At 60.0% G+C, this 26,210-nt stretch carries 22 protein-coding genes; 5 read left to right on the top strand and 17 right to left on the bottom strand.

All coding sequences use genetic code 11. The features are described 5' to 3' along the window. Window positions 1–40: 40 nt before the first annotated feature. On the bottom strand, window positions 41–478 hold the full coding sequence (locus tag PMI11_RS29200) for a MarR family winged helix-turn-helix transcriptional regulator (RefSeq protein ID WP_007824552.1): 438 nt from the start codon (window positions 476–478) through the stop codon (window positions 41–43). Window positions 479–643: 165 nt separating this feature from the next. Here PMI11_RS29200 and PMI11_RS29195 point away from each other — a divergent pair, with 165 nt between their 5' ends. Then, window positions 644–1,657: an alpha/beta hydrolase gene (locus tag PMI11_RS29195; RefSeq protein WP_007824550.1), complete on the top strand. Its 1,014-nt coding sequence runs from the start codon at window positions 644–646 to the stop codon at window positions 1,655–1,657. A gap of 3 nt (window positions 1,658–1,660) precedes the next feature. Here the strand turns inward: PMI11_RS29195 and PMI11_RS29190 are convergent, their stop codons facing one another. After that, on the bottom strand, window positions 1,661–2,842 hold the full coding sequence (locus PMI11_RS29190) for a glycosyltransferase family 4 protein (RefSeq protein ID WP_007824549.1): 1,182 nt from the start codon (window positions 2,840–2,842) through the stop codon (window positions 1,661–1,663). A 245-nt stretch (window positions 2,843–3,087) separates the two neighbouring features. Then, complete coding sequence (locus PMI11_RS29185) at window positions 3,088–4,128, bottom strand: glutamine synthetase beta-grasp domain-containing protein (RefSeq protein WP_007824548.1); 1,041 nt, start codon at window positions 4,126–4,128, stop codon at window positions 3,088–3,090. 427 nt (window positions 4,129–4,555) lie between these two features. Here PMI11_RS29185 and PMI11_RS29180 point away from each other — a divergent pair, with 427 nt between their 5' ends. Continuing rightward, window positions 4,556–4,747 carry a DUF2735 domain-containing protein gene (locus PMI11_RS29180; RefSeq protein WP_007824547.1) on the top strand — a complete coding sequence of 64 codons (192 nt, stop codon included), beginning with the start codon at window positions 4,556–4,558 and terminating at the stop codon, window positions 4,745–4,747. Window positions 4,748–4,837: 90 nt separating this feature from the next. Here the strand turns inward: PMI11_RS29180 and PMI11_RS29175 are convergent, their stop codons facing one another. The 6 genes from PMI11_RS29175 to PMI11_RS29150 all read right to left on the bottom strand — a co-directional run bounded on the left by PMI11_RS29175 (window position 4,838) and on the right by PMI11_RS29150 (window position 11,420). Next, entirely contained in the window at window positions 4,838–5,749 is a 912-nt protein-coding gene (locus tag PMI11_RS29175; RefSeq protein WP_007824546.1) for a sugar kinase, read from the bottom strand. Window positions 5,750–5,965: 216 nt separating this feature from the next. Then, window positions 5,966–6,952, bottom strand: coding sequence for an ABC transporter ATP-binding protein (locus PMI11_RS29170; protein ID WP_007824545.1), 987 nt, complete (start codon window positions 6,950–6,952; stop codon window positions 5,966–5,968). Further along, complete coding sequence (locus PMI11_RS29165; protein ID WP_007824544.1) at window positions 6,945–7,952, bottom strand: ABC transporter ATP-binding protein; 1,008 nt, start codon at window positions 7,950–7,952, stop codon at window positions 6,945–6,947. The genes PMI11_RS29170 and PMI11_RS29165 overlap by 8 nt, the downstream gene beginning before the upstream one ends. A 1-nt stretch (window position 7,953) precedes the next feature. After that, window positions 7,954–8,871 carry an ABC transporter permease gene (locus tag PMI11_RS29160; protein ID WP_007824543.1) on the bottom strand — a complete coding sequence of 306 codons (918 nt, stop codon included), beginning with the start codon at window positions 8,869–8,871 and terminating at the stop codon, window positions 7,954–7,956. Further along, window positions 8,868–9,791, bottom strand: a complete 924-nt coding sequence (locus tag PMI11_RS29155; RefSeq protein ID WP_007824542.1) for an ABC transporter permease subunit — start codon at window positions 9,789–9,791, stop codon at window positions 8,868–8,870. The genes PMI11_RS29160 and PMI11_RS29155 overlap by 4 nt, the downstream gene beginning before the upstream one ends. A 48-nt stretch (window positions 9,792–9,839) precedes the next feature. Then, entirely contained in the window at window positions 9,840–11,420 is a 1,581-nt protein-coding gene (locus tag PMI11_RS29150; protein ID WP_007824541.1) for a peptide ABC transporter substrate-binding protein, read from the bottom strand. 377 nt (window positions 11,421–11,797) lie between these two features. On the opposite strand from PMI11_RS29150, the gene PMI11_RS29145 reads away from it, so the two are divergent. After that, window positions 11,798–13,447 carry a beta-galactosidase BglA gene (locus PMI11_RS29145; protein ID WP_007824540.1) on the top strand — a complete coding sequence of 550 codons (1,650 nt, stop codon included), beginning with the start codon at window positions 11,798–11,800 and terminating at the stop codon, window positions 13,445–13,447. Here the strand turns inward: PMI11_RS29145 and ade are convergent. After that, a complete protein-coding gene (gene ade / locus PMI11_RS29140) occupies window positions 13,444–15,153 on the bottom strand; it encodes an adenine deaminase (protein ID WP_007824539.1) in 1,710 nt (569 codons plus the stop codon). The genes PMI11_RS29145 and ade overlap by 4 nt on opposite strands. 118 nt (window positions 15,154–15,271) lie before the next feature. Then, entirely contained in the window at window positions 15,272–16,375 is a 1,104-nt protein-coding gene (locus PMI11_RS29135; RefSeq protein WP_007824538.1) for a branched-chain amino acid ABC transporter substrate-binding protein, read from the bottom strand. A 612-nt stretch (window positions 16,376–16,987) separates the two neighbouring features. Here PMI11_RS29135 and PMI11_RS29130 point away from each other — a divergent pair. After that, window positions 16,988–17,899: an HD-GYP domain-containing protein gene (locus tag PMI11_RS29130; RefSeq protein WP_007824537.1), complete on the top strand. Its 912-nt coding sequence runs from the start codon at window positions 16,988–16,990 to the stop codon at window positions 17,897–17,899. Window positions 17,900–18,005: 106 nt separating this feature from the next. Here the strand turns inward: PMI11_RS29130 and PMI11_RS29125 are convergent, their stop codons facing one another. Both PMI11_RS29125 and PMI11_RS29120 read right to left on the bottom strand, forming a co-directional pair. Next, window positions 18,006–19,064, bottom strand: coding sequence for an alpha/beta hydrolase family protein (locus tag PMI11_RS29125; RefSeq protein WP_007824536.1), 1,059 nt, complete (start codon window positions 19,062–19,064; stop codon window positions 18,006–18,008). A gap of 139 nt (window positions 19,065–19,203) precedes the next feature. Then, a complete protein-coding gene (locus tag PMI11_RS29120) occupies window positions 19,204–20,532 on the bottom strand; it encodes an aspartate aminotransferase family protein (RefSeq protein ID WP_007824535.1) in 1,329 nt (442 codons plus the stop codon). 248 nt (window positions 20,533–20,780) lie between these two features. Between PMI11_RS29120 and PMI11_RS29115 the strand changes: the two genes are divergently transcribed. Next, a complete protein-coding gene (locus PMI11_RS29115) occupies window positions 20,781–22,754 on the top strand; it encodes a PhoX family protein (protein WP_007824534.1) in 1,974 nt (657 codons plus the stop codon). A 248-nt stretch (window positions 22,755–23,002) separates the two neighbouring features. Here the strand turns inward: PMI11_RS29115 and PMI11_RS29110 are convergent, their stop codons facing one another. The 4 genes from PMI11_RS29110 to choW all read right to left on the bottom strand — a co-directional run bounded on the left by PMI11_RS29110 (window position 23,003) and on the right by choW (window position 26,207). Continuing rightward, window positions 23,003–23,320, bottom strand: a complete 318-nt coding sequence (locus PMI11_RS29110) for an ArsR/SmtB family transcription factor (protein WP_007824533.1) — start codon at window positions 23,318–23,320, stop codon at window positions 23,003–23,005. 115 nt (window positions 23,321–23,435) lie between these two features. After that, window positions 23,436–24,185 carry a HugZ family pyridoxamine 5'-phosphate oxidase gene (locus tag PMI11_RS29105; protein WP_037072441.1) on the bottom strand — a complete coding sequence of 250 codons (750 nt, stop codon included), beginning with the start codon at window positions 24,183–24,185 and terminating at the stop codon, window positions 23,436–23,438. 133 nt (window positions 24,186–24,318) lie between these two features. Next, window positions 24,319–25,365 carry a choline ABC transporter ATP-binding protein gene (gene choV / locus PMI11_RS29100; protein WP_007824531.1) on the bottom strand — a complete coding sequence of 349 codons (1,047 nt, stop codon included), beginning with the start codon at window positions 25,363–25,365 and terminating at the stop codon, window positions 24,319–24,321. Then, a complete protein-coding gene (gene choW, locus PMI11_RS29095) occupies window positions 25,362–26,207 on the bottom strand; it encodes a choline ABC transporter permease subunit (RefSeq protein ID WP_007824530.1) in 846 nt (281 codons plus the stop codon). The genes choV and choW overlap by 4 nt, the downstream gene beginning before the upstream one ends. Window positions 26,208–26,210 lie beyond the last annotated feature (3 nt).

The following is a 26,210-nucleotide window of genomic DNA, read 5'->3' as shown; positions in this document are numbered from 1 at the left end:
GCTTGGGCCAGAGTGGGTCTGCCGGACGCGCCGGTAGCCCTCAAGACGCGCTCTTATTCAGTGCTTCCCGCAGCGCGACGATCTCCGCCTGTAGCCTGACGAGCTGATCCGTGTCGCGGCCGCTTGCGTCGATGATGCAGCCCGGTACGGTCTCAGCCTTTTCCTTCAGCCGTTTGCCTTCTTCCGTCAGGTGCAGCACGACGACACGCTCGTCCTCTCTGCTGCGTTCGCGGCGGATGTAGCCTGCTGTTTCCAGCCGCTTGAGGAGAGGGGTCAGCGTGCTCGATTCCAGGAAGAGCTTTTCACCGAGGCCGCCGACGGTCTGGCCGTCTTCCTCCCAGAGGCAGACCATCGCCAGATATTGCGGGTAGGTGAGGCCGAGTTTGTCGAGCAGAGGCTTATAGACACGGTTGAAGGCGTGGCTTGCCGTATAGACGGCAAAGCAGATGAAGGTGTCGAGTTTCAGCTGATCCGACATGGCTCAATCTCCAAAACTACCGAACTTTATATCGTGCGATAAATAATCGTAGCCGCTTTTAGTGCATGGCAGATATGCAAGAATTATAATCGTACGATAAAAAATCGTGTGCGATATAAAAGCTGTGTTCAGGACGAACGCAACAAACCCGAAGAGGACACGACAATGTCGACGATCAAGACCGCAGTTTCCGCAGCGGCAATCCTGGCAGCTTCCGCCATTGGGGCGTTTGCCGATCCGGTACTGGAACCGACAACGCAGAAATTCATCGATAGCCTGGCCGGCTCCAAGCCGATCTACACGTTCTCGCCCGCCGATGCCCGCAACATTCTCGCCGGCGCCCAGAAGGGCGACGTGAAGAAGCTGGCGGCCCAGGAAGAGGATAAGGTGATCAAGGTCGGCCCGACCGGCAGCGTCAAGCTGCGCATCGTCCGCCCTGAAGGCGCCAAGGGCACGCTGCCTGTCATCCTGTACTTCCACGGCGGTGGCTGGGTGCTCGGCGATGCCGATACACATGACAGGCTGGTGCGCGAAATTGCCAATGGCGCGAAAGCCGCTGTCGTCTTTGTCGACTATGATCGTTCGCCGGAAGCGCGTTACCCGATCGCCATCGAACAGGCTTATGCCGCCACGAAATACGTCGCCGATCATGCCAAGGAATTCCACGTAGATGCAAGCCGTCTTGCCGTTGCCGGTGATAGCGTCGGCGGCAATATGGCGGCTGTCGTGACGCTGCTTGCCAAGGAACGTGGCGGTCCTGCTATCGACCAGCAGGTGCTGTTCTACCCCGTCACCGACGCTAATTTCGACACCGGTTCCTACAATCAGTTCGCCAATGGCCCGTGGCTGACCAGGGAGGCCATGAAGTGGTTCTGGAACGCCTACCTGCCTGACGAAGCCAAGCGCAAGGATCCGACCGCTTCGCCGCTGCAGGCGTCACTCGAGCAGCTGAATGGCCTGCCGCCGGCGCTCATCATCACCGATGAAAACGACGTGCTGCGCGATGAAGGCGAAGCCTATGGCCGCAAGCTCACTCAGGCCGGCGTGAAGGTCACGTCGATCCGCTACAACGGCACGATCCACGATTTCGTGCTCTTGAATGCGATTGCCGAAACGCCGGCCGTCCGTGGCGCCATCTCCGTCGCCAACGATACGCTGCGGGCTGCCCTTCACAAGTAAGGGTCAATCAGCGGATGGAAGAGGCCCGGCAGGTTCGCCGGGCTTTCTTCTTGGAAGGGATTTGGTGGCATATTGCCAAGCCTTCTTCCATTTCGGCGTGATAACGCCGTTGGCGGCGCGGATATTGTTGATGAATTGCAGCGTCGCCGCTTCCCAGGAATATTGCATGGCAAGCTCGCGTGCCTTCTCCCGCGAGCCGGAGAGGGCTGCAAGGCATGCGGTCTGCAGGTTCTCGTCCAGCGCGCCGACAAGGCTTTCCTCACCGATGATATCCAGCGGGCCGGTGACGGGATAGGCTGCGACCGGGACGCCTGATGCAAGCGCTTCCAGAATAGTGTTGCCGAACGTATCCGTCAGCGACGGGAAAACGAAGACATCGGCCTGCGCATAGGCCTTTGCCAGTTCTTCGCCGAATTTCACGCCGGTGAAATGCACATCCGGATAGCGTTCTTCGAGTTCGGCGCGTGCGGGGCCGTCGCCGACCACCACTTTCGAACCGGGCAGATCGAGATCCAGGAAGGCCGGCAGGTTCTTTTCCAGCGCCACGCGGCCGACTGTCATGAAAATCGGCCGGGGAAGGCCGAAGGGCTTTTCCTCCAGCGGCATCGGATGAAATTGCGTGGCATCGATGCCGCGGCTCCACGGCATCAGGTTCTTAAGGCCCTTGGCAGACAATTCGCGGGCAAGGCTAGGCGTCGCCACCATGCAGCCGGCGCCACCATTATGGAACCAGCGTACGAAGGCGTAGAGCCAGCTCTGAGGGATCGGCAGGCGAGCCGACACATATTCGGGAAAGCGGGTGTGGTAGCTGGTGGAAAAGGGCATGCGCTTGCGGATGCACCAGCGCCGCGCCGACAGACCGAGCGGCCCTTCCGTCGCGATGTGGACGTAGGAAGGATTGTGCTTTTCGATCTCGCGGGCGACGCGGCGGTACCATGCGATCGACAGGCGGATCTCGGGGTAGGTGGGGCAGGGGATGCTGGCGAAACGCTCGGGGGTCACCATCGAGACTTCGACGCCCATCCTGGCCAGTTCGCGATTGGTGTTCTCGATTGAGCGGACGACGCCATTGACCTGCGGATGCCAGGCATCAGTCACGATCACTAGCCGCTCTGGCACGGCCCCAGCGGCTGCGGCACTAGCCCAGCTTTCGCCGCTATATGAATTTGACGGACGTTGCAGCATGCTTCCATTTCCATCAGCGTCGCTTAGTTCTGGCAACGCACAACCCCTGGCGGGGTTTCCGGAATGGCGATTCCCGCGTTCTTATTTTGGCGGAAGTGCATGATGGAAATATTACAGCCCTGTACGAGTATTTACAGGAACTTGCGGCGGTAGGGGCCAGCAATTATGTCGGCGATGAATGGCCGAAAGGCGTTTGCGCCTTAAAAGGAACGGCGCCGACGGGGAGGTCGGCGCCGCAGTAAAACTTAGGCTGCAGCCGAAGCGGAGCCGGAAGTCGGGACTTCTGAGATCGTCTTCAGAACCTGCGAAGCGATCTGGTAGGGGTCGCCTTGGGAGTTCGGGCGGCGATCTTCGAGGTAGCCCTTGTAGTCGTTCTTGACGAAGGAGTGCGGAACGCGGATCGAGGCGCCACGGTCAGCAACACCGTAGGAGAACTTGTTCCACGGAGCCGTCTCGTGCTTGCCGGTCAGACGCTTGTCGTTGTCTGGGCCGTAGACGTTGATGTGGTCCATCAGGTTCTTGTCGAACTGCGCCATCAGCGCTTCGAAATAGGCCTTGCCGCCGACTTCGCGCATGAACTTGGTCGAGAAGTTGCAATGCATGCCCGAACCGTTCCAGTCGGTGTCGCCGAGCGGCTTGCAGTGATACTCGATGTCGATGCCGTATTTTTCGGTCAGGCGCTGCAGGAGGTAGCGCGCCATCCAGATCTGGTCGGCGGCCTTCTTGGAGCCCTTGCCGAAAATCTGGAATTCCCACTGGCCCTTGGCCACTTCGGCGTTGATGCCTTCGTGGTTGATGCCGGCAGCGAGGCAGAGGTCGAGATGCTCTTCGACGATTTCGCGAGCAACCGAACCGACGTTCGAGTAGCCGACGCCGGTGTAGTAAGGACCCTGCGGAGCCGGGTAGCCGCTCTCCGGGAAGCCGAGCGGACGGCCGTTTTCGTAGAAGAAATATTCCTGCTCGAAGCCGAACCAGGCATCTTCGTCATCGAGGATGGTCGCACGGGCGTTGCTTGCATGCGGGGTCACGCCATCCGGCATCATGACTTCGCACATGACGAGCACGCCGTTCGTGCGGGCCGGATCGGGATAGAGGGCGACGGGCTTCAGCACGCAGTCAGAGCTGCGGCCTTCGGCCTGCATCGTCGACGAACCATCGAAGCCCCAGAGCGGGAGCTGTTCGAGCGTCGGGAAACTATCGAATTCCTTGATCTGCGTCTTGCCACGCAGGTTCGGTACCGGGGTGTACCCATCGAGCCAAATGTACTCGAGCTTATACTTTGTCATCGCGACTCTCTCTGCTGCGAACTTGAGCAAATCCTGAGGCAGTAGACGCAAGGGTGCGCTCTCCCGCCAGGGGATGTCTCTTGTGAAGCACGTAGCGTGCCAGATCGGGCAGCCGACATAAAAAATTTACGAATCATCCCGCCATCGCAATTTCGGAGCGGACTGGCAGGGGGCTGAGTGGAGCCGGTATATGGCTATCCCGCTTAGAGATGAGCATTTTCCGCGTTGGAACCAGATGAAAATTCCGGCGTTGAGCATGACGGATGAAGTTTTAAACAAATCAGCGCAAGCTTAATCAGGAAATGCTGCATCGATCGTTTATAATTGCAACATTGCTGTTATTTTGTGCAATTTGCATAAACTATGTGCATTGTGCTACTATACAGACCGTGAATGTTGATAGGCCGAGCTGAAGAAAGGCTATCTCATGGCAATCGGTTTCCATCGTGAATCCGCGACGATCTACCAGTTTCCCGTCAAGGCCGTTCAGGCCCAGAACCGCTTCGAGCGCTTTCGCATGATGGAGCGGGAGGCCGCTGATGTGTGTGACGCTGCGCTCGACAGCTGCTGGTATCACGACGAAGCCGTTCGCACCGACGGCAAGAAACCCAATTCCTGATCCGACGATCGATGATGAATGACCGCTTTGGCGGGGGCGAGCCTGCGCGTGGCCGCGCGATAAGCGACATGCGCAGGCTTCATCACGATATCAGAGGCCGAGCTTTTCCTTCGGCACGAGTGCGCCATGCTCGCTGACCACGCGGGCGGCGATTTTAGCCCCGAAGCGAGCGGCTGCCGGGGCGTCCCGGTTCTCCAGATAATGAGCAAGAAATGCGCCGTTGAAACTGTCGCCGGCGCTCGTCGTGTCGACGACCTTTTTGACCTTTTCCGCCGGCACGTAAGCTTTCTCGTTGGCGAAGCTCAGCGTTGCACCTTCGGCGCCGTTCTTGACGACGACATGCGAGGCGCCAAGAGCAAGATAGCGCTCAATGGTGGCGTCAATGGAGGCGTCTCCGAAATGGGCAGCCTCGTCATCGAAACTCGGCATGACCAGCGAGGAGGCACGGCCGCCTTCGCTGATCGTCGTGTGCATCACGTCGTAGCTCGACCAGAGGCGGGGACGGATGTTCGGATCGAAGACGACGAACTTGCCGATTGCCTTGGCGCGGCGGATTTCCGCCAGCAGCGTCTCTGCGTCGTCATGGGAGAGGATGGCGAGCGTGATGCCGGAGAAGTAGACGACGTCAGCACTTTCCACCGCCTCGCGCAGGCGGTCAGGATCGGCGGCAAGGCTGCGGGCGGCAGAACTGTCGCGCCAGTAGCTGAAGGAGCGTTCGCCGTTCCTGAGATTGATCATGTAGAGGCCGGGCGTCTTACCCTTGATGCGATGGATGAGGTCTGTGCCGATGCCGGCCTTGCCCATGAAGGCGACCATTTCGTCGGACATCGGATCATCGCCGAGCGCGGTGAAATAATCGACCGACCAGGCGGGAGGCAGGCAAGCGCGAGCATACCATGCGGTGTTGAAAGTATCGCCGGCAAAGCCTTTGCGAAGCAGGCCTTCACCCGCTTGCGAGAGTTCCACCATGCATTCGCCGATCGACAGAAACCGTCCGCTCAAGCCATCCTCCCGGATTTTTTCTGCTCTTGCGGATACGCGAAGTGCTGAGATGAGACAAGCCGCATGGAGCGGAAAGTCCATCGCCCCGATGCAGGGAGATGGAGGAAGAGAGACTAAAGCGTGTCGCGCTCTCTAGGATTCGCTTACGACGCTTTAGGTCTTTGTTTTACGCATGTCGTTATCGCAAAACCGCTGCACGGTTTTGCGCGACATGCTTTAAGGCCGGTCCATGTGATAGCAGGCGGCTGTCTGGCCGGGACGGATCATTTCCGTCGGCGGCATTTCGGTGCGACAGACAGCCGTCGCCTTCCAGCAGCGCGGCGAGAAGACGCAGCCTTTCGGTGGATTGAGCGGCGAGGGCGGGTCTCCCTGCAGGCGGATGCGGCTGCGCAGGCGCGCAAGTTTGGGATCCGGGATCGGAGCCGCTGAGAAGAGCGCCTGCGTGTAGGGATGGGCCGGGTGTTCGAAGACCGTCGCGCAATCACCGGCTTCGACGACCTTGCCAAGATAGAGCACCAGCACATCATCCGAGATCAGACGTACAACCGAGAGGTCGTGGCTGATGAAGATCAGCGTCAGGCCGAACTCCTTGCGCAGCTTGCGAAGCAGGGTGATGACCTGGCCCTGGATCGACACGTCGAGAGCGGAGACCGGCTCGTCGCAGATGATGAGCTTCGGCCGGGTGACGACAGCGCGGGCAATGCCGATACGTTGCGCCTGACCGCCCGAAAATTCGTGCGGATAGCGGTTGATCATTTCCGGCACCAGACCGACGGCTGTCATGATTTCGCGCACGCGCTCAAGACGCTGAGACCTCGTCAGCTTTGGCTCGAAGACGGTGAGCGGCTCGGCAATGATATCGCCGACCGTCATGCGCGGGTCGAGCGAGGCGATCGGGTCCTGGAAGATGATCTGCATGTCGCGGCGTGCGGCACGCATTTCCTCATCCGTCAGATCGAGCAGGTTGCGGCCCTGCCAGAGGATGCGGCCCTTCTGTGCCTTCAGAAGACGCAGGATGGAGCGGCCGAGCGTCGACTTGCCGCAGCCGGATTCGCCGACAATGCCGAGTGTGCGGCCTTCGGCAAGATCGAAGCTGACATTGTTGACGGCCGTCAGCATCAGCGGCGGCTTGAAGAAGGATTTCGAGGGGATCTCGAACTGGGTCGTCAGGTTCTCGACCCTCAGAAGCGAGCGTTCAGCCATGGATCAGCAACTCCTCGCGGCGGGGGAAGGGATGGAAACAGGCGGCGCAATGATTTGCCCCCTGCTGTTGAAGCTGCGGCGGGCGGTCGATGCAATCGTCCTGAACCTGCGAACAGCGCGGCGAGAAATTGCAGCCCTTCGGCAGGTGCTGCAGGTTCGGCGGGCGGCCGGGGATGACGACGAGGTCGTCGACATCCTGGTCCGGGCGCGGGATCGAAGCATGGAGTGCGGCCGTATAGGGGTGGGCCGGGTTTTCGAAGAGCTCGTCGACCGGGGCTTCCTCGACGATGCGGCCGGCATACATGACGGCAACCCTGTCTGCGAGACCCGCCACGACGCCGAGGTCGTGGGTGATCATCAGAAGCGCCGTGTTCATCTCGGCCGTCAGATCATTGAAGAGATCGAGTATCTGGGCCTGGATGGTCACGTCGAGCGCGGTGGTCGGCTCGTCGGCGATCAGCAGTTTCGGCTTGGTGAGCAGCGCCATGGCAATGACGATGCGCTGGCGCATGCCACCCGAAAGCTCGTGCGGATAGAGGTTGAAACGGCGTGTCGGATCAGGAATGCCAACACGCTTCAGCATATCGAGCGCCGCTGCGGATGCCGCCTTGGCGGTGAAGCCGCGATGGATCTCAAGCTGTTCCGTTAGTTGCCGGGAAATCCTGAGGGACGGATTCAGGGCCGTCATCGGATCCTGGAAGACCATGGCCATGTCCTTGCCGCGGACATGATCGAGTTCGCGCGGTTTGAGCGCCAACACATCCTTGCCTTCGAGCAAAGCCTGGCCGGTCGTCTTACCGTTCTTTGCGAGCAGGCCCATGATGCCGAGGAAGGTCTGGCTCTTGCCGGAACCCGATTCACCGACGATGGCGATGCGCTCGCCCCGGCGAACCGTGAGGTTCATGTTGGAGACCGCCTTCACCTGTCCCTCGGGCGTTTCGAAGGTGATCGAGTAGTCCTTCAGTTCGAGAAGGGTATCGTTCTGTTTTTCTGGGGTCATCCTATCGATCCTTCGGGTCGAACGCATCGCGCAGGCCGTCGCCGATGAAGAGCAGGCTCAGCAGCAGGGCCACGAGGAAGCTTGCCGGGAAAATCAGCAGCCAGGGCATGCTTTCCATGGCGTCGGTGCCTTCGGCAATCAGGGTGCCGAGCGAGGTCAGCGGTTCCTGAACGCCGAAACCGAGATAGGAAAGAAAGCTCTCGGTCGCGATGATCTCAGGCACGGTCAGCGCCGCGAAGATGACGACGGGGCCGACGAGGTTCGGGATGATGTGCTTGGTGATGATCTTGAAGGGTTTCTGGCCCGAGGCGCGGGCCGCTTCCACGAATTCGCGGTGCTTGAGCGACAGGGTCTGGCCGCGCACGATGCGGGCCATGGTCAGCCATTCGAGCGCGCCGATCGCTGCAAAGAGCAGGTAGACGTTGCGGCCGAAGATGACCATCAGCAGGATGACGAAGAGGATGTAGGGAAGTGCATACATGATGTCGACGAAGCGCATCATGATGGAGTCCAGCCTGCCGCCAATATAGCCGGAGACCGCACCGTAGAGCACGCCGATGACGACGGAGACGAGGGTTGCCGTCAGCGCCACGGCCAGTGAAACGCGCGTGCCATAGAGCACGCGGGCGAGCAGGTCGCGGCCGTTCGGGTCGGTGCCGAAATAGTGGCCGCTTTCGAAGGAAGGCGGGGTGCGGAAGGCGGCCCAATCAGGGTCTTCATAGTTGAAGGGGATGAAGTTCGGGCCGAGGAAGGCAGCGAGGATCAGCAGCACCAGCACGCCGATCGAGATGACGGCCGCCTTGTTGCGGGAGAGACGGCGCAGCGCGTCCTTCGTCAGCGAGCGGCCTTCCGGAGCCAGGCCTTCCGCTTCCAGCAACTCGGCTGCGAGCAGCTCTCTTTTTGCGGGATTGAGGATCATCTGTTTCTCACTTTCGGGTCCAGCCAGGCATAGGCGATGTCGACCAGAAGGTTCAGGAACACGATCAGCACCATGTAGAAGATGACCGTACCGAGAACCATGCCGTAATCGCGGTTCAGCGCTGCGTTGACGAAATAGCGGCCGATGCCGGGCAATCCGAAGATGCTCTCGACAACCAGCGAGCCAGTGAGAAGATAGCTTGCCGCTGGGCCGAGATAGGAGACGACCGGCATCATGGCGGGTTTCAGCGCGTGGCGCATGACCGTGAGGCGCGGGCCGATGCCCTTGGCCTTGGCGGTGCGGATGAAGTTCTGGTTCATCACCTCGATCATCGAACCACGGGTGATGCGCGAGATGCGGCCGGCATGCGGCAGAGACAGAACGACAATCGGCAGGACGAGATATTTGATCGAACCGTCACCCCAACCGCCGACCGGAAACCAGGCGAGGTGAATGCCGAAGATCAGCTGCATGATGGGCGCGATCAGGAAGTTCGGAAGAACGACACCCACCAGAATGAGGGCACTCAGAATATAATCCGGTGCCTTGTTCTGATAGAGCGCCCCAAGACAGCCGACGGCCACGCCGACGATGATGGCGATCAGGAAGGCAGCCGTACCGATGGTGAAGGTGTAGGGCAGACCGATCATGATCTGCTGGGCGACGGTGAAGTCCTCGCTCGCGAAGGAGGGGCCGAGGTCGCCTTTCAACAGGTCGCCGACATAGATCAGGTACTGCTGAACGAGCGGCTTATCCAGATTGTAGTGGATCGCGAGGTTTTTCAGGATCACCGGCGGCAATGGCCTTTCGCCATCGAAGGGGCCGCCGGGGGCAAGGCGCAAAACAAAAAAGCAGGCTGTGACGGCGATCCACAGGACGGGGATCGTCGACAGCAATCGACGGAGAGCGTATTTGATCATGGTCGTGGAGCGGCTCTTCCTGGTCAGACCGGGAAGAGCCTTTCATCCTTATTCCTTGATGGACAGCCAGCGCGTGCGGTGGATGTCCTGAACGTTGTCGACGAAGCCCTCGATCTTGGGCGAGACGACGTTCTTGGAGACGTAGTAATAGATCGGCAGTGCGGCGGAATCGTCCAGCGCGAGCTGTTCGGCCTTCTTGAAGATCTCGGCGCGCTTCGTCAGATCGGTCTGAGCGTTGCCGTCCTTGATCAGCTTGTCATAGTCGGCATTCGACCAGCGGCCGTAGTTCATCTGAACGCCCGTGACGAGCAGGTTCAGGAAGTTGTCCGGATCGTTGTAGTCGGCGAGCCAACCGGCGCGGCCGATCTGCACTTCACCACGCTGCAGCTGGTCGTAGTGGACCTTCGTCTCAGCGTTGACGAGCTCGACATTCACGCCCAGCGGCTTCCACATGGAGGCGATCGCGACGGCGATACGCTTGTGGTTGTCGTTGGTGTTGTACTTAAGCTCGGTGGTCAGCGGATGATCCGGGCCGAAGCCGGCTTCCTTCAGCAGCTTCTTGGCTTCTTCAACCTTGTCCTTGTAAGGAAGGTCCTTCCAGGAAACGTAGGCCGGTTCGCCGTAATTTGCCGTGCCCGGCGGAACCCAGGAGTAAGCCGGCAGTTCGCCGGTACCGAGGATCTGCGGGCCGATGACTTCGCGGTTGATCGCCATAGAGAGAGCCTGGCGGACGCGCTTGTCGTTGAAGGGCGGCTTGGTCGAGTTGATGACGTAGTAGTAGAGGCCGGAGAAGGGGGCGACATGCGCCTGGCCCGGCAGGTTCTTCTTCATCCACTCGTACTGGTCGGTCGGGAAGTCGGTGAGGATGTCGAATTCGCCGGCGCGGTAGCGCTTCAGCGCGGCTTCCTGGTCTTCAAGCACGAAGAACTTCGCGCCGTCGATCTTGATATCCTTGGCGCCGTAATACTGGTCGTTCTTGACGGTCGTGACGTGCGAACCGGGGACCCACTCGACCGGCTTGTACGGACCGTTGGTGACGATGTTGCCGATCTTGACCCAGTCCTGACCCTTGGCCTCGACGACATGCTTCGGCAGCGGATAGGCCGTGTAGTGCATCAGGGCGTTGATGAAATAGGGGGTCGGGTTTTCAAGGGTGATCTCGAGCGTCTTGTCGTCGATTGCCTTGACGCCAAGCTCGTTCAGATCGGTGATCTCGCCCTTGTTGATCTTTTCCGCGTTCTTGATGGTGAACTGCAGATAGGCGTAGTCGGCCGCATTCTTCGGGTCGATGAGGCGCTGGAAGGCGAAGACGAAGTCGCCGGCCGTTACCGGTTGGCCATCGGACCACTTGATGCCATCACGGAGCTTGAAAGTGTAGACCTTGCCATCGGGGGAAATGGTCCAGCTTTCGGCCTGGCCGGGAACCGGGTTGTCCTTGGCGTCTTCGGTGACGAGGCCTTCGAAGATGTCGCCGGCAATACGGTTCTCCCAGTCGCCGGAGAGTTTTTGCGGATCCAGCGAGGTGGGGTCGCCACCATTATGGATATTCAGCGTGGCCGCGTGGGCCGAAAATGCGAGCAATGAGCCAACCATTGCAGACGCGAGAAATTTTTTCGTGAAAAAGGACATACTGGGTCCACCTTTCTAGGCTTTTCGCCTTTTCTTTAGTCATTTGTTCCCGGTTTGACCTGTTACGTGCAGGTCAACGGCACCTTAACGCAAAGGTTTGGCGTTGCAACCCCTAAACCGGTGGGTAGCATTCGGGTGTGGACAAGCTTATAAGCGTCTCCCTTTTGTCCGATCGCGACTGCCCGTCATTCAAGTCCAAATGTGCCATTGCGCTGTTGTTTTTTGCTTCGCCGCTTAAAGCGCGCCGCGATCTTTCAGATTCGCCTGCCACGCTTTAAGTCTTTGTTTTGCGCATGTCGTTCTCGCAAAACCGCTGCACACTTTTGCGCGACATGCTTTAGTGTTGCGGGCGAAAATGAAGCAGGAGGCGGTGGTCAATGGTGCTGCAGACAGGCGGGAATGCGGATTGGTGGCGCGGTGCGGTGATCTATCAGGTCTATCCGCGCTCGTTTCAGGATACGAACAGTGACGGGCTCGGCGATCTCAAGGGGATAACCCGGCGCCTCACCCATATCGCAAGCCTGGGCGTCGATGCCATCTGGCTCTCTCCCTTCTTCAAGTCGCCGATGGCCGATATGGGTTATGACGTCTCAGACTATTGCGATGTCGATCCGATTTTCGGCACGCTCGACGATTTCGATGCGATGATGGCAGAAGCCCACAGGCTCGGCATAAAGGTCATTATCGATCAGGTGATTTCCCATACATCAGACCGGCATCCATGGTTCGTGGAAAGCCGTTCCAGCCGGACGAACGACAAGGCCGACTGGTATGTCTGGGCCGATCCGAAGCCCGACGGGACGGCGCCGAACAACTGGTTGTCGATCTTCGGCGGGCCTGGTTGGGAGTGGGACGGCGTGCGCCGGCAATATTACCAGCATAACTTCCTGACCTCGCAGCCCGACCTGAATTTTCACAGCAAGCCGGTTCAGGATGCGCTGCTGCAGACGGTGAAATTCTGGCTCGACCGCGGTGTGGACGGTTTTCGGCTGGATACCGTGAATTATTACTTCTGCGACAAGCTGCTCCGAGACAATCCGCCGCATCAGCCAGACCCGGATCAGCCCGGCCTCGATGCGCCCGACAGCAATCCCTATGGCATGCAGAACCACCTTTACGACAAGACGCAGCCGGAAAACCTCGAATTCCTCAAGCGCTTCCGTGCGTTGCTCGACCAGTATGAGGGGCGTACGACCGTCGGCGAAGTCGGCGACGGTGCGCGCTCGCTGAAGACTGTTGCGGCCTATACGACCGGCGGCGACAAGCTGCATATGTGCTACACCTTCGACCTGCTTGGTCCGGACTTCACGGCAGATCATATCCGCGGCTGTGTCGAGAGTTTCCAGCGTATGGTGAAGGACGGCTGGGTCTGCTGGGCCTTCTCCAATCACGACGTCAACCGCCATGTCAGCCGTTTCGCGCTGACGGAAGAGGAGCGTCCGGTTATCGCCAAGCTGGCGATTTCGGTTCTGGCAGCACTTCGCGGTTCGATCTGCCTCTATCAGGGCGAGGAGCTGGGGCTGCCGGAGGCGGAGCTTGCCTTCGAAGACCTGCGCGACCCCTATGGCATCCGCTTCTGGCCGGCCTTCAAGGGCCGCGACGGGTGCCGCACGCCGATGCCATGGGAGGCTGGCAAGGCGCATGCCGGTTTCACCAGTGCGGAGAAGAGCTGGCTGCCGGTGCCCTACGAACAGGCGGCGCTTTCCGTGGATACCCAGGAAAACAATGACAGTTCCGTGCTGCACCATTACCGGCGTACGCTGGAATTCCGGAAAACCTATCCGGCGCTCGTCGACGGCAGCATGGAATTCGTTGGCAGCAATCAGGATCTCCTCGCCTTCGTGCGCGAGAAGGGAGACGAGAAACTGCTCTTCGTCTTCAACCTGACGCGTGAGCCTGCGGAGTTTCAACTTCCTGCCGGCATGGTGCTGGGCGCTAGTTTGTCCATGCCTGGGTTCAACGCTGTCGCCAGCATCAAGACAGTGCGACTCGATGCGCTTGACGCCTTCTGCGCTCGTATCAGCTAACTTAGTCGTGAGCTGATCAGCGCGAAGCGATCGACATCCACCATTCCCTTGTCCGAGATCTTCAAATGCGGGATCACGGGCAGGGGCAGGAAGGCAACCTGCAGGAAAGGCTCTTCCAGGGTCGTGCCCAGCGCATAAGCCGCCTTGCGCAGATGATGCAGCGTGTCGCGCACCGCCTCATAGGGTTCCAGGCTCATCAGGCCGGCAACGGGCAGGGCGATCTCGCCGGTGACCTTGCCGTCTTCGACAACGACGAAGCCGCCCTTGATCTCTCCGAGACGATTGGCCGCAAGCGCCATGTCATCCTCGCTGACCCCGACGACGCAGATATTGTGGCTATCATGGCCGACTGTCGAGGCGATGGCGCCTTTCTTCAATCCAAAACCCTGGACGAAGCCGTTGGCGTGATTGCCGTTCTTGCCGTGACGCTCGATGACGGCGACCTTGATGATGTCATTGCCGAGATCGGCGGTGGTCTGGTTGCCCCTGGCCGGTAGGCGGTAGCGACGATGCTCGGTGATGATCTTGCCGGGCATCACGCCGATAACGGGCGTTTCGCCTTCCGAGACGGGTACGCCGAAGTGGGCCGCATTGACCGGCCGCGCCTTGACGCTGTCTAGGCCGACAGGCGAGACGGGTTTGCGGGTGGCAAACAGCGCGTCGGTGACGTGGCGGCCGGCCGAGAAGACCATCTCCGCCCGGCAATTTTCCAGGCTGTCGACAACGACGAGGTCGGCCCTCCAGCCCGGGGCAACGAGGCCGCGGTCACGCAGGCCGAAGGCGCGGGCGGCCGAGATCGAGGCGGCCCGGTAGATCGCCAGCGGCTCGACGCCAGCAGCGATCGCCGTGCGGATCATGTAGTCGAGATGGCCCTGCTCGGCGATGTCGAGCGGGTTGCGGTCATCGGTGCAGAGCGCGAGGTATGGCGAGAGGCGTTCGGTGATGATGGGCATCAGGGCGTACAGGTCCTTGGAGACGGAGCCCTCGCGCACGAGGATATGCATGCCCTTGCGGATTTTCTCCAGCGCTTCGACTGCACTCGTGCATTCATGCTCGGTGCGAATGCCGGTGGAGAGATAGCCGTTGAGATCGTTGCCTGAGAGCAGCGGCGCATGCCCGTCGATATGGCCGCCTTGGAAGGCATTAAGCTTCGCCATGCAGACAGGATCCTTGTGGATCACGCCGGGGAAATTCATGAATTCGGCAAGGCCGATGACCTTAGGATGATCGCGATAGGGCAGGAGGCTTTCGACCGGCAGATCGGCGCCCGATGTTTCCAGATGCGTGGCCGGTACGCAGGAGGAAAGCTGAACGCGAATATCCATGATCGTTTCGAGCGCCGAAGCGAGGAAGAACTCGATACCGTCCTTGCCGAGCACATTGGCGATCTCGTGAGGATCGCAGATCACGGTCGTCACACCATAGGGCAGCACGCAGCGGTCGAACTCATGCGGTGTGACGAGCGAGGATTCGATATGCAGATGTGTGTCGATGAAGCCGGGGACGACGATCTTGCCCGAAATATCGATCTCGGTTTCGCCGCTATAGCTGCCGCAGGTACCGACGATGCGGTCGCCGCCGATGGCGATATCAGACTGGACGAGTTCGCCCGTGACCAGATCGAAGAAGTGCCCGCCTTTCAGGACGATATCGGCCGGTATGCGGCCCACACCCTGGTCGATGAGATGTTCGAGCTTGGCGGTCATGACTATCCTCGCGATACAATCGATTCCGCGAGTTATAGCGCATCTGTCTGCGGATTCGATGCCCGCAAACGAAACCGGGCGCCAATGGCGCCCGATCCCGTTGTCAGCCTGTTGCCACTTACTCGGCGGCGACGATCTTGCCGCCTTCCCACTTGTAGAGCGAGAAGCTCTGCGAGGTGAGGTCGCCGGTTTCGCCGTAGGTGAGCTTGCCGATGACGGTCGGGATCTGCTCGCCGCCCTTCAGGGCAGCAGCAACGGCTTCCGCATCCTCGGCACTACCGGCCTTCTCGATGCCGGCCTTCAGCACTTCGACGGCAGCATAGGCGTTGAGCGTGAAGGCTTCGGCCGGGATGTTCTTGGCGGCGAGTGCATCGGCAGCAGCCTTGGAGTCCGGGCTCTTGGTGGCGTCGGAGGCGTTGGTAAACAACGTGCCGGCTGCCGCATCCGTGCCGATCGTCCAGAACTCGGTGTTGGAGAGGCCGTCACCGCCAATGATCTGGGCGTTGACCGAGAGGTCATGGAGCTGGCGGGCAAGCAGGCCGCCTTCCGGGTGGTAACCACCGAAATAGACGAGATCGACCTTTTCGGCCTTGATACGGGTCGTGAGTGCGGAGAAGTCCTTGTCGCCGGGCGTGATGGAGTCATTGATGACTTCGGTAATGCCGCCGGCGTTCAGCGTTGCCTTGAAGGCGTCGGCAAGGCCCTTACCGTAAGCGCCCTTGTCGTTGATGATGGCGACACGCTTGTCCTTGAAGTGTTCGAGAACGTATTTGGCGGCGACTTCGGCCTGCTGGTCGTCACGGCCGCAGGTGCGCAGAACGTTGGTCAGGCCGCGCTTGGTGAGGTCAGGCGCGGTTGCCGTTGGGGTGACCATCAGCACACCGTTTTCAGCGAGAACGTCGGAAACCGGGATTGCAACGCCGGAGGTGACCGGACCGACGACGAAGCGGATGCCGTCGGCGACAACCTTGTTTGCGGCGGAAACGCCCTGCTTCGGTTCGCCGGCGTCGTCAGCAAGCTCGAGCACGACCTTCTCACCGAGAATGCCGCCGCTCTTGTTGATTTCATCGACGGCGGTCTGTGCGCCGTTCTTTACCTGGTCACCATAGGCTGCCACCGGACCGGTCAGCGGCGCGATGAGGCCGATGACGATATCCGCATGCGCGAGCGGCGCAAATGCCAGCGAGGCGATGAGCGTCGCCGTCAGAGTCTTCAGGGTCATGTTCTCTCTCCTTGGGTAGGGTCGTCTTCGACCACCGGTTGCTTGCCGCGAAAGCCGTTTCTTTGTCAGCGATCCCTTTGGGAGCGTGCCAAGGACGAGGAAAAGCTGCGCGATCAATGAGCCTCGCGGCCATATTTGGCTCGCGCGGCGCATGGCAAGATTTCTAGGAATTTCGGTGAGATTCCGCAAGATGATAACAAGATCGGGTTCGTTTTCGCCAAATCTGGAAAGATTACGCCCGATTTTTTGATTTTTCAGTCCATTTCCCGCAATTTTCGGTCTGTCCTGCCCGGGCTGTTCCGCAGGCCCCGGCGCCGGTGTCAGGGCAATCTCGGTCTGCAACTGTCAGGGCTAGGTTTTTCCGATCGCATGCGTTCAGTCGTGCGTGACTTGCAACCTCCGCAGAAAGTCGAGGCGAGAGCATATCGACGGCTTCGGATAAGCAGATATGTGGTAGTGGCGCCGCTGATCACTGTTTTAGTTTTGCTGTTTTAGCAAGTTAACAATTGATTCTGAGAATCCCAGTATAACTACCATTCCCTAGTATATTGTTGCGGTGCAATAAAATATTTGATTTGTCGATACAGGCATATAGCGGGAACAGATATCTGAATGCTCAAGCGTATTGAAGCCAGGCAGGTGCGGACCGGAATGTTTATCGAGATGGTCGAGGGCATCTGGCACGATCCTCTTCTATCCCGGCGACGGTTCTTACTGCGACGCGAGAGCGATACGCTGAAGCTCAATGAGTGCGCGGATGCGGGTGTCGTGATTAACACCACCAAGGGCCTCGATGTCAGCGACAGTTCACGCAAGACCGAGATCGACGTCAAGGCGGCGCGCGAGACCATTCAGAAATCCGTGGAAGTGCTGGAAAATGTCTTCGGTCGGCTGCAGGGCGGGGATGCGATCACCGTCGATCAGGTCGAGCCGGTGATTTCCTCCGTTTCGAAATCGATGGATGACCATCCCGCCGTCTTCATCAGCGTTACGCGGCTGAAGTCCAAGGACGAGGTGACCTTTCTGCACTCACTCTCGGTCAGTGCGTTGATGATCCTTTTCAGCCGTCATCTCGGACTGGACGAGGAAGTGGTGCAGACGCTCGGCACGGCAGGACTGTTGCACGATGTCGGCAAGCTCGAAATTCCGCTCGAAGTACTCAACAAGGAAGGGCGCCTGAACGAAGACGAGATGCAGTTGATCCGCGATCATCCGGAAAAGGGGCATGCAATCCTGTCGCGTCAGGAGGGCATGTCGGAAATCGTTCTCGATGTCTGCCTCAATCATCATGAACGGATCGACGGCAAGGGTTATCCGCGCAAGCTGTCCCACGGCGAGATCAGCCTTCACGCGCGTCTTGCCGCGATCTGCGATGTCTATGACGCCGTTACGTCGGCACGCCCTTACAAGGCTGCATGGAGTGCGAAGGAGGCGCTGACCTGGATGCTGGCCAATGAGGGGCATTTCGATCGCCGGCTCGTCAAAAAATTCGCCCTCTGCCTATCGGTCGCCTCCGGTTCCTGAGCGTATCTGTCTCATCACACAAGGCCTGCGGGGATGTGATCCGCCGCAGGCCGAATGTATTCGGGATCCGTGGCACCCCGAAAGCGCGCAGGATGAGGAAGCTGCTCTATTGATCAGCGAGCGCCTTTCCCAGGAAATCCGTGACCATGCTGGAAACCTGCCGGTGAATCGTTCCGCGAGCTGCGCCGACGCCGTCCCGGCAGACGATGCTCTCCCCTGGCGCCTCCTTCTCGATCAGTTCGGCGGCGCCAGGTTTGCAGGGCTGCATGAAGCTGAAATGCAGCGATCCGGGGATAAGGCTGTAGGTGGTGGTCGCTGGCGGCAGATGGCGGGCAAGGTAATCGGAATCCTTGTTGGTGGCGGCTATGTCCGCCTCGGTTGCAGTGTCCGCATCGACATCCGCCGCAGCACCCAGCACCATGAGGGGGATATGGACTGCCGCAAGGCTCTCCGGTGTCAGCCCGCGGCCAGGTCCGAGATCGAGTGTCACGACGGCACGAATTCTTGCATCACCGAGATCGGCGGCCATCGCCGCATTGGAGGCCGCATCGCGCCCGATGCCGAGCGCCTCGAATATCTTGCAATAGATCGCGCTGAATTCAGCCATGCAATTCTTCGTCACCTTGGCCGCGTCGAAGCGGCCGCCTGCCAGTTCGACGACCGTCCAGCCGCCGAGCGAATGGCCGATGGCGGCAATCCGATCGGATGCTATGCCGCCCGTCAGATCGGGATTGTCGAGCAGAGCGTCGATCACGCGGCTGAGGTCGCCGGGGCGCTTCCACAGTTCGACAGCATCGGGCTTTCGCATGTCGAATGTGGTCGTGCCGGGATGATCGGGTGCGGCGACGACATAGCCCGCGTCAACGAGGTCGGCCGCAAGCCAGGCGAGGTTGCGCCAGCTGCCGCCATAACCATGGGAGAGGACGACCAGCGGATGCGGGCCGGCTACGGGTTCGGCGTCCTTGATGACAGGCTGGCCGATGAAGGCCGGTGTTTCGCCGAGAAGGACCGGTGTGGCGTCAGACGCGGTCGGATACCAGATGCTGACATGAACAGGGCGATCGGCGTTTTTGCCGGGCAGGGTGGTTTCGCGGAACCCGGTTCCGGCATGTGCTGCTGATACCAGCAGCAGGAGCAGAGGGAGGACAAAGGCAAGTCTTGGCATGGGATCTCCATTGGGTTGATCTACCCTGTCTGGAGGAAATCCCTGAGGCTGGAGACCGATAACACGATTGAGGTCGCCAATATCAAAAGAAAGGGCGAGGCCGGAGCCTCGCCCTTGAATTCACTTGGGACGATTGAGCTCAGATGTTGTTCTGCAGGATCGTACGCAGCTTGCCGAAGAGTTCGTCGATGTGCTTCTTCTCGATGATCAGCGGCGGGGAGAGCGCGATGATGTCGCCTGTCGTGCGGATCAGCAGGCCGCTTTCATAAGCCTTGAGGAAGGCGGTGAAGGCGCGCTTGGTCGGTTCACCGGCGATCGGGTCGAGTTCGATGGCGCCGATAAGGCCGGTGTTTCTGATGTCGATGACATTGGGGCAATCCTTCAGCGAATGCAGCGCATCGGCCCAGTAGTCCGAGAGTTCGGCTGCACGGGTCAGCAGGCCCTCTTCCTTGTAGGTGTCGAGCGTTGCAAGTGCTGCGGCCGAGGCTATCGGGTTACCGGAATAGGTATAGCCGTGGAAGAACTCAATCATGTGTTCGGGGCCATTCATGAAGGCATCATGAATTTCCGAGGTCACGAAGACAGCACCCATCGGGATGACGCCGTTGGTCAGGCCCTTGGCGGTGGTGATGATATCGGGCTTCACATCGTAGTACTGAGCAGCAAAGGGAGCGCCGAGGCGACCGAAGCCGGTGATGACTTCGTCAAAGATCAGCAGGATGCCGTGCTTGGTGCAGATCTCGCGCAGCTTCTGCAGATAGCCCTTCGGCGGAATGAGAACGCCGGTGGAGCCAGCGACCGGCTCGACGATCACGGCGGCGACCGTAGAAGCGTCATGCAGGGTGACGATGCGCTCGAGCTCGGTGGCGATATCGCCGCCATGCTCGGGTTCGCCGCGGGTGAAGTTGTTCTTGCCAGGCAGATGGGTGTGCGGCATGTGGTCGACGCCAGTCAGCAGGGTACCGAACATCTTGCGGTTGGTGACGATGCCGCCGACGGAGATGCCGCCGAAGTTGACGCCGTGATAGCCACGCTCGCGGCCGATCAGGCGGAAGCGTGAGCCATTGCCCTTCACGCGGTGGTAGGCGAGCGCCACCTTGAGTGCCGTTTCCACCGATTCAGAACCGGAATTGGTGAACAGGACATGGTCCAAGCCTTCCGGCGCAATGTCGACCAGGCGGTTGGCAAGCTCGAAAGCCTTGGGATGGCCGAGCTGGAATGCCGGGGCATAGTCGAGTTCGCCGGCCTGCTCGCTGATCGCTTCGGTGATCTTCGGGCGGCAGTGGCCGGCGTTCACGCACCAGAGGCCAGCCGTACCGTCCAGAACCTGACGCCCGTCATGGGTCTGGTAGTACATATCCTTGGCGCTCACGAAGAGGCGCGGTTCCTTCTTGAACTGACGGTTCGCGGTAAAGGGCATCCAAAAGGCGCGAAGGTCGTTTGGCGTTGCATTCAGACGGTTGGACATGCTGTTCTCCTGGCCGTTGGGGAGGCCGTTCCCGTTCAAGGCTTGGCGCCGATTATTTTTACTGCCCGGTCAAATTATCAGCGCAAGGCAAGGCGTCAAGCCGAAGAAGCGCCGCCGTCTGCCGTTCCCGGGACGCTTCGGGCGTCATCAATCCTTCGCCCGGCATTGCTACAAAAATCGATGGCCGCAATGGCCGAGGGCATTTCATTCATTTCCTTGAAATTCAACCGTTTTTACCGGAGGTAGTCATGACGGACCGCCAGAAAACCAGACCGCGCCCCAATCCGCGGCGTGCATTTGCGCCGAGCTACGGCACCATTCTCGAAGAAGGCGTTCGTCGCCGCACCGTTCTCAAAGGCTTCATCGCAGCCATGGGGGCGGCCGCTTTTGCGCCGGCGCTCGAAGCAACGAAGGCAGAAGCCGCCGAGTCGACCCTTACTTTCCCCGAACTGAAGCGCGTGCGTGACGCCGCCGACCACTGGCCTGAAGGTTACGAGCGCCAGATTCTCGTGCGCTGGGGCGATGCTCTCTTTACCGACAGCCCGGAATTCGACGTCACGAAGCTCAACGGCAAGGCCGCCGAGCGCCAGTTCGGCTACAACAATGATTTCACGCAGTTCCTCCCGCTGCCTTGGGGCGAGAAGAGCTCGGACCACGGCCTGATGGTCGTCAGCCATGAATATGCGACGCCCTTCCTGATGTTTCCGGGCCTGACGGCGGACGATTATCGCGAGAAGATGACCGAGGACCAGATCCGTGCCGTCATGGCCGCTGTCGGCGTTTCGGTCTTCGAGGTGCGCAAGGACGGTAATCAGTGGCAGGTGGTCAAGGACGGCAAGTATAACCGCCGCATCCACATGAGCACGGAGATCGGCATTTCCGGCCCGGCTGCCGGCGACGACCGCCTCAAGACAAAGGCCGATCCGACCGGCACGGTCGTCTTCGGCACGATCTCGAACTGCAATGGCGGCATCACGCCCTGGGGCACGATGCTCTCAGGCGAAGAAGGTGCAATGGATGTCTTTGCCGGTGATTGTACCAAGCTGCCGAACCAGGAACTGGTCGAGCGCCAGGGTTGGGACGAGGATGAGAACGACATCTATTCCGTCAGCCGCGTCGAGCCGCGCTTCAAGTTCGAGGAAGAGCCGAATGAGTGGATGCGCTTCGACTGGGTGGTGGAAATCGATCCGTTCGATCCGACGGCAAAGCCAGTCAAGCGCACCTCGCTCGGCCGCATGACGCATGAAGGCGCGCAATGTTGCGTCGCGCCTGACGGCCGCGTCGTGGTCTTCATGGGCGATGACGACGATTTCGAATATATCTATCGCTTCGTCACCCGCGATCCGTGGAACCCTGGCGATCGCGCCGCCAACAAGGATCTGCTCGATCACGGCACCCTGTCTGTCGCCAAGTTCGAAAGCGACGGCACGATGCGCTGGATCCCGCTGATCGCCGGCGAAGGCCCGCTGACGGCGGAGGCCGGCTTCAAGACCCAGGCTGACGTGGTTCTCGCTACTCGCGCTGCCGCCGACCTTGTTGGTGCGACGCCGATGGACGGGCCGGAGGGCTTCATCCCGCATCTCGGCACCGGCAAGCTCTATGTGGCCATGACCGAAAACGAGGATCGCCTGCCGAAGGGCCAGGGGGACGACGAGAAGGAACAGGTCAACGTTGCCAATCCACGCGGCCCCAACCCGCATGGGCATCTGCTGGAGCTGGTAACACCAGGCGGTCCGGATAAGCCGGACTACGCAGCTGAAAGCTTCAAGTGGGACGTTTTCGTACTCTGCGGCGATCCGGCCAAGCCCGAGGACCAGGCGATGTTCCACCCGGCGACCACATCGGCCGGCTGGTTCACCGACCCCGATAACCTTGCTGTCGATCCAGCAGGCCGCCTTTGGGTGACCACCGACGGTCCGCCGCCGGAAGGCATCGCCGATTCCGTCTATGTGATGGATACGGAGGGTCCGGGTCGCGCGCTGCCGAAGCTCATCTATATCGCGCCGGTCGGTTCGGAGACCTGCTCGCCGACCTTCACCTCTGATGGTTCCAGCGTCTTCCTCTCGGTTCAGCATCCGGGCGAATTGCGTATGGCCGACAACGAGGATGCGACCTCAATGGAAGATGCCGGCACCAACTGGCCGGACTTCAAGCCGGGCGTACCAGCCCGCCCGTCGCTCGTCGTGCTGACGCGCGGCAACAACGAAGTGGTGGGCAGCTAGGTCCGCCCTTCCTGAAGAGTGGCACGATCTTTCAGATTGGCTGCCACGCTTTAGGTCCTTGTTTTCCGCATATCGTCATCGCAAAGCCGCTGCACAGTTTTGCGCGACATGCTTCAAACAAACAAGACCGGCAATTCTTGCGAATTGCCGGTCTCTAAGGCTTCACGTGCTGAAAACAGCTCAAGCCGCGTCCGTGGAAACATCTCCTTTAGGACGCTGCTCAGACTGACATCATGTCAGCGCGGACATCAGGCTGCAGACCTGCTCCGGTTCTGAGCCACGTAGATATCCTCCAGCGTCGCGAGGATCTTCATGACCGGCTCGGAGTTGCTGGAATAGTAGATCGTCTGTGCATCACGACGGGTCTTGACCAGCTTCTGAGCGCGCAATTTCGACAGATGCTGGGAGAGGGCCGACTGGCTCAGGCCAACCTGGGTGGCGAGAACGCCGACAGGCACTTCTCCCTTTACCAGGCTGGTGAGGATCAGCAAACGCTTGGGGTTGGCCATGGCCGATAATAAAGCTGCCGCCACATTGGTGTGCTCGGCCAAATCAGAGGTTTCCATATTTTTTCTTCCTAATGCGAAACGTACATCATCCGTACAGGCACAGGCCGTCAGACGGTTCTTTGACTGACGGCGAAAACTAGCAATTGGGCTCGAAGATTGTATATACCTAAATTTAAGGTATCAGGTATGCTATTTTAGATATGTTTGAACAAATGTGATCCAAGTCTTCAGCGGGTATGTCGAACTCGCAACGCATCAATAAGTCACCTGAAATCATATCAAAACCTGCGGAATCGACCCCACATATGCGCCAAGGACCCGCTTCAGGCGCCTTTAGTCGCGATGTCAGCGCTAACATCAGGTCCGGATGGCGCGCTACTAAATCTTGCACTGCGGCGTCAGCTTTTTCAGCGATGTCATCATTTGCCCGGGAGTGAATCACGAGATCGCTGCCGTCCAAAATGTAAGCACGGCCGAATCCGCCATTAAGGCTGGCCGATTGCGGGATGAGCCGGAAGAAACGGAAGTCCGGGAAATCGATATAGAGTTTCGCCTTGGCGTGACGGTTGAGGAAACGAGTGCGGATGCGCGCGTGGAGAGGCGTATCCCGCTCCACCTGTTCCGCGCGGCATTGGGTCGTCAGGCGGGCATAGGCGAGCGGATCGCCCTTTCCGGGCTCGCCGGTCAGGAGCGAGGCCCTGGCATCGGCAGCGAGCGCTTTCGTGTGGGTCGACAGCGCGGAAACGAGAATGACCGGCACGCCGTCTATGTCGGTGCCGAGGAGAACCCGGCTTGCGAAGGGAAAGCCGGTTTCAGGATCGAGAACGGCGAGGGCCGCATAGCGAGCGGAGCGCAAGAGAGTGCGCGCCAGCTTGCGGGCCTCGTCGTCGGTTTCACGGAGCGTGGAGGACGGTTCTTTCATATCCGCCATGTTTGCAAAGCGGAGTAAAAGGATCAAGTCTAAAGCGTGTTGCGGTCTCCAGGATTCGCTTGTCACGCTTAAGTTTTTGTTTTCGCATGCCACGCAAAACCGCTGCAGTTTTGCGTGGCATGCTTTATTCCTTCCGCTTGTGCCGCGTGAGGCCGGTGACGACATCCTGCGCCGAGATCGTGCCGACGATCTGGCCGTTGTCGACCACGCCGATACTGCCGGGCTGCCGGGAGAGGGCGTCGAGGATATCGACAAGCGGCGTCGTGGGGCGCGCGGTGGCGCTGACCGACATGCCGATTGCAGCATCGCCAAGCCCGGGCTGCATGATGTCGGAGGCCATCAGCATGTTGATCGGGTTCATGTTCTGCACGAAGTCGGCGACATATTGATCGGCCGGGTTCTTGACGATCTCCTGCGGCGTTCCGCACTGGATGATGCGTCCGCCCTCCATGATCGCGATGCGATTGCCGATGCGGAAGGCCTCGTCGAGATCGTGGCTGACGAAGAGGATGGTCTTCTTCAACCGCCGCTGGAATTCCAGCAACTCGTCCTGCAGGCGCGTACGGATCAGCGGATCGAGCGCGGAGAACGGTTCGTCCATCAGCAGGATCGGTGCGCCGGTGGCGAATGCGCGGGCGAGGCCGACACGCTGCTGCATGCCGCCGGAGAGCTCGTTGACCTTGCGGTCCGCCCATTTCGTCAGGTTGACGAGTTCGAGCTGCTCGCCGACCCGGCTCTTGCGCTCGGCTTCCCGCACGCCCGAGAGCTCAAGGCCGAAACCGACATTCTCGGCAACGGTGCGCCAGGGCAGGAGGGCGAACTGCTGGAACACCATGGAGACCGTATGCGTGCGCAGGTCGCGCAGCGCCTTGGCGTTGCATTTGTACGGGTTTACCGGCCCCGTTGCCGTCGAAACGGCGACGTCGCCGCGTACGACCGGCGCAAGCCCGTTGACGGCGCGCAGGAGCGTCGACTTGCCGGAACCTGAGAGGCCCATCAGCACGAGGATTTCGCCTTCCTCGATGGTCAGCGAGGCATTGGCGACGCCGAGAACGAGGCCGGTCTCGGCGCCGATCTCGTCGCGTGAGCGACCCTGGTCGACCATGGCGAGCCCAATTTCCGGCCGGTCGCCGAAGATGATGTTGACGTCTCTGAAACTGACCGCGGTCATGCGCCGTCTCCTTCGCCTGCGGTGCGGAACATGCGGTCCAGAATGATTGCCAGGATGACGATACAGAAACCGGCCTCAAAACCCTTGGCGATGTTGACGGTGTTCAAGGCACGCACGACCGGTACGCCGAGACCGGGAGCGCCAACGAGGGCGGCGATCACGACCATCGAGAGGGAGAGCATGATAGTCTGTGTCAGGCCGGCCATGATCTGCGGCGTTGCAAAGGGCAGCTCCACCTTGCGCAGAACCTGGATCGGCGTCGCGCCGAAGGCGACGGCGGCTTCGACGAGGGAAGGGGGTGTCGAGATGATGCCGAGACGGGTAAGGCGGATGGGGGCGGGGATGGCGAAGATGACGGTTGCTATCAGGCCCGGCACCATGCCGAGGCCGAAAAGGATAAGTGCTGGAATCAGATAGACGAAGGTTGGAATGGTCTGCATGAGGTCCAGAACAGGCCGCATCGCGGCATAGATCCAGGCGCGGCGTGCAGCCGCAATGCCGAGCGGAATGCCGATCACCATGCTGACGAAGGTCGCGGCGAGTACGAGCGCCAGCGTTTCCGTCGTCTCCTTCCAATAGCCCTGATTCATGATGAGCAGCAGCCCAAGACAGGTGAATACCGCCACTGTAATCGACCGGCGCAGCCACCAGGCGAGGAGGCTGATGGCAAGGACGGCAATCAGCGGATTGGGCGTCTGTAGCACGAAAAGCAAGGCATTAATGACGTGCGACAACAGGGCGGAGAGTTGGTTGAAAAACCATTCGCCGTTCGATGTCAGCCAATCGACAAAGGACTTGGCCCAGGGGCCAATGGGAATTTTAGCGTCGGTGATCCAATTCACGAG

It is taken from the genome of Rhizobium sp. CF142 (assembly GCF_000281145.1).
Taxonomy (GTDB): Bacteria; Pseudomonadota; Alphaproteobacteria; order Rhizobiales; family Rhizobiaceae; genus Rhizobium.
The sequence above is the reverse complement of the archived record's forward strand: the minus strand, read 5'-3'. Positions and strand labels throughout refer to the sequence as shown.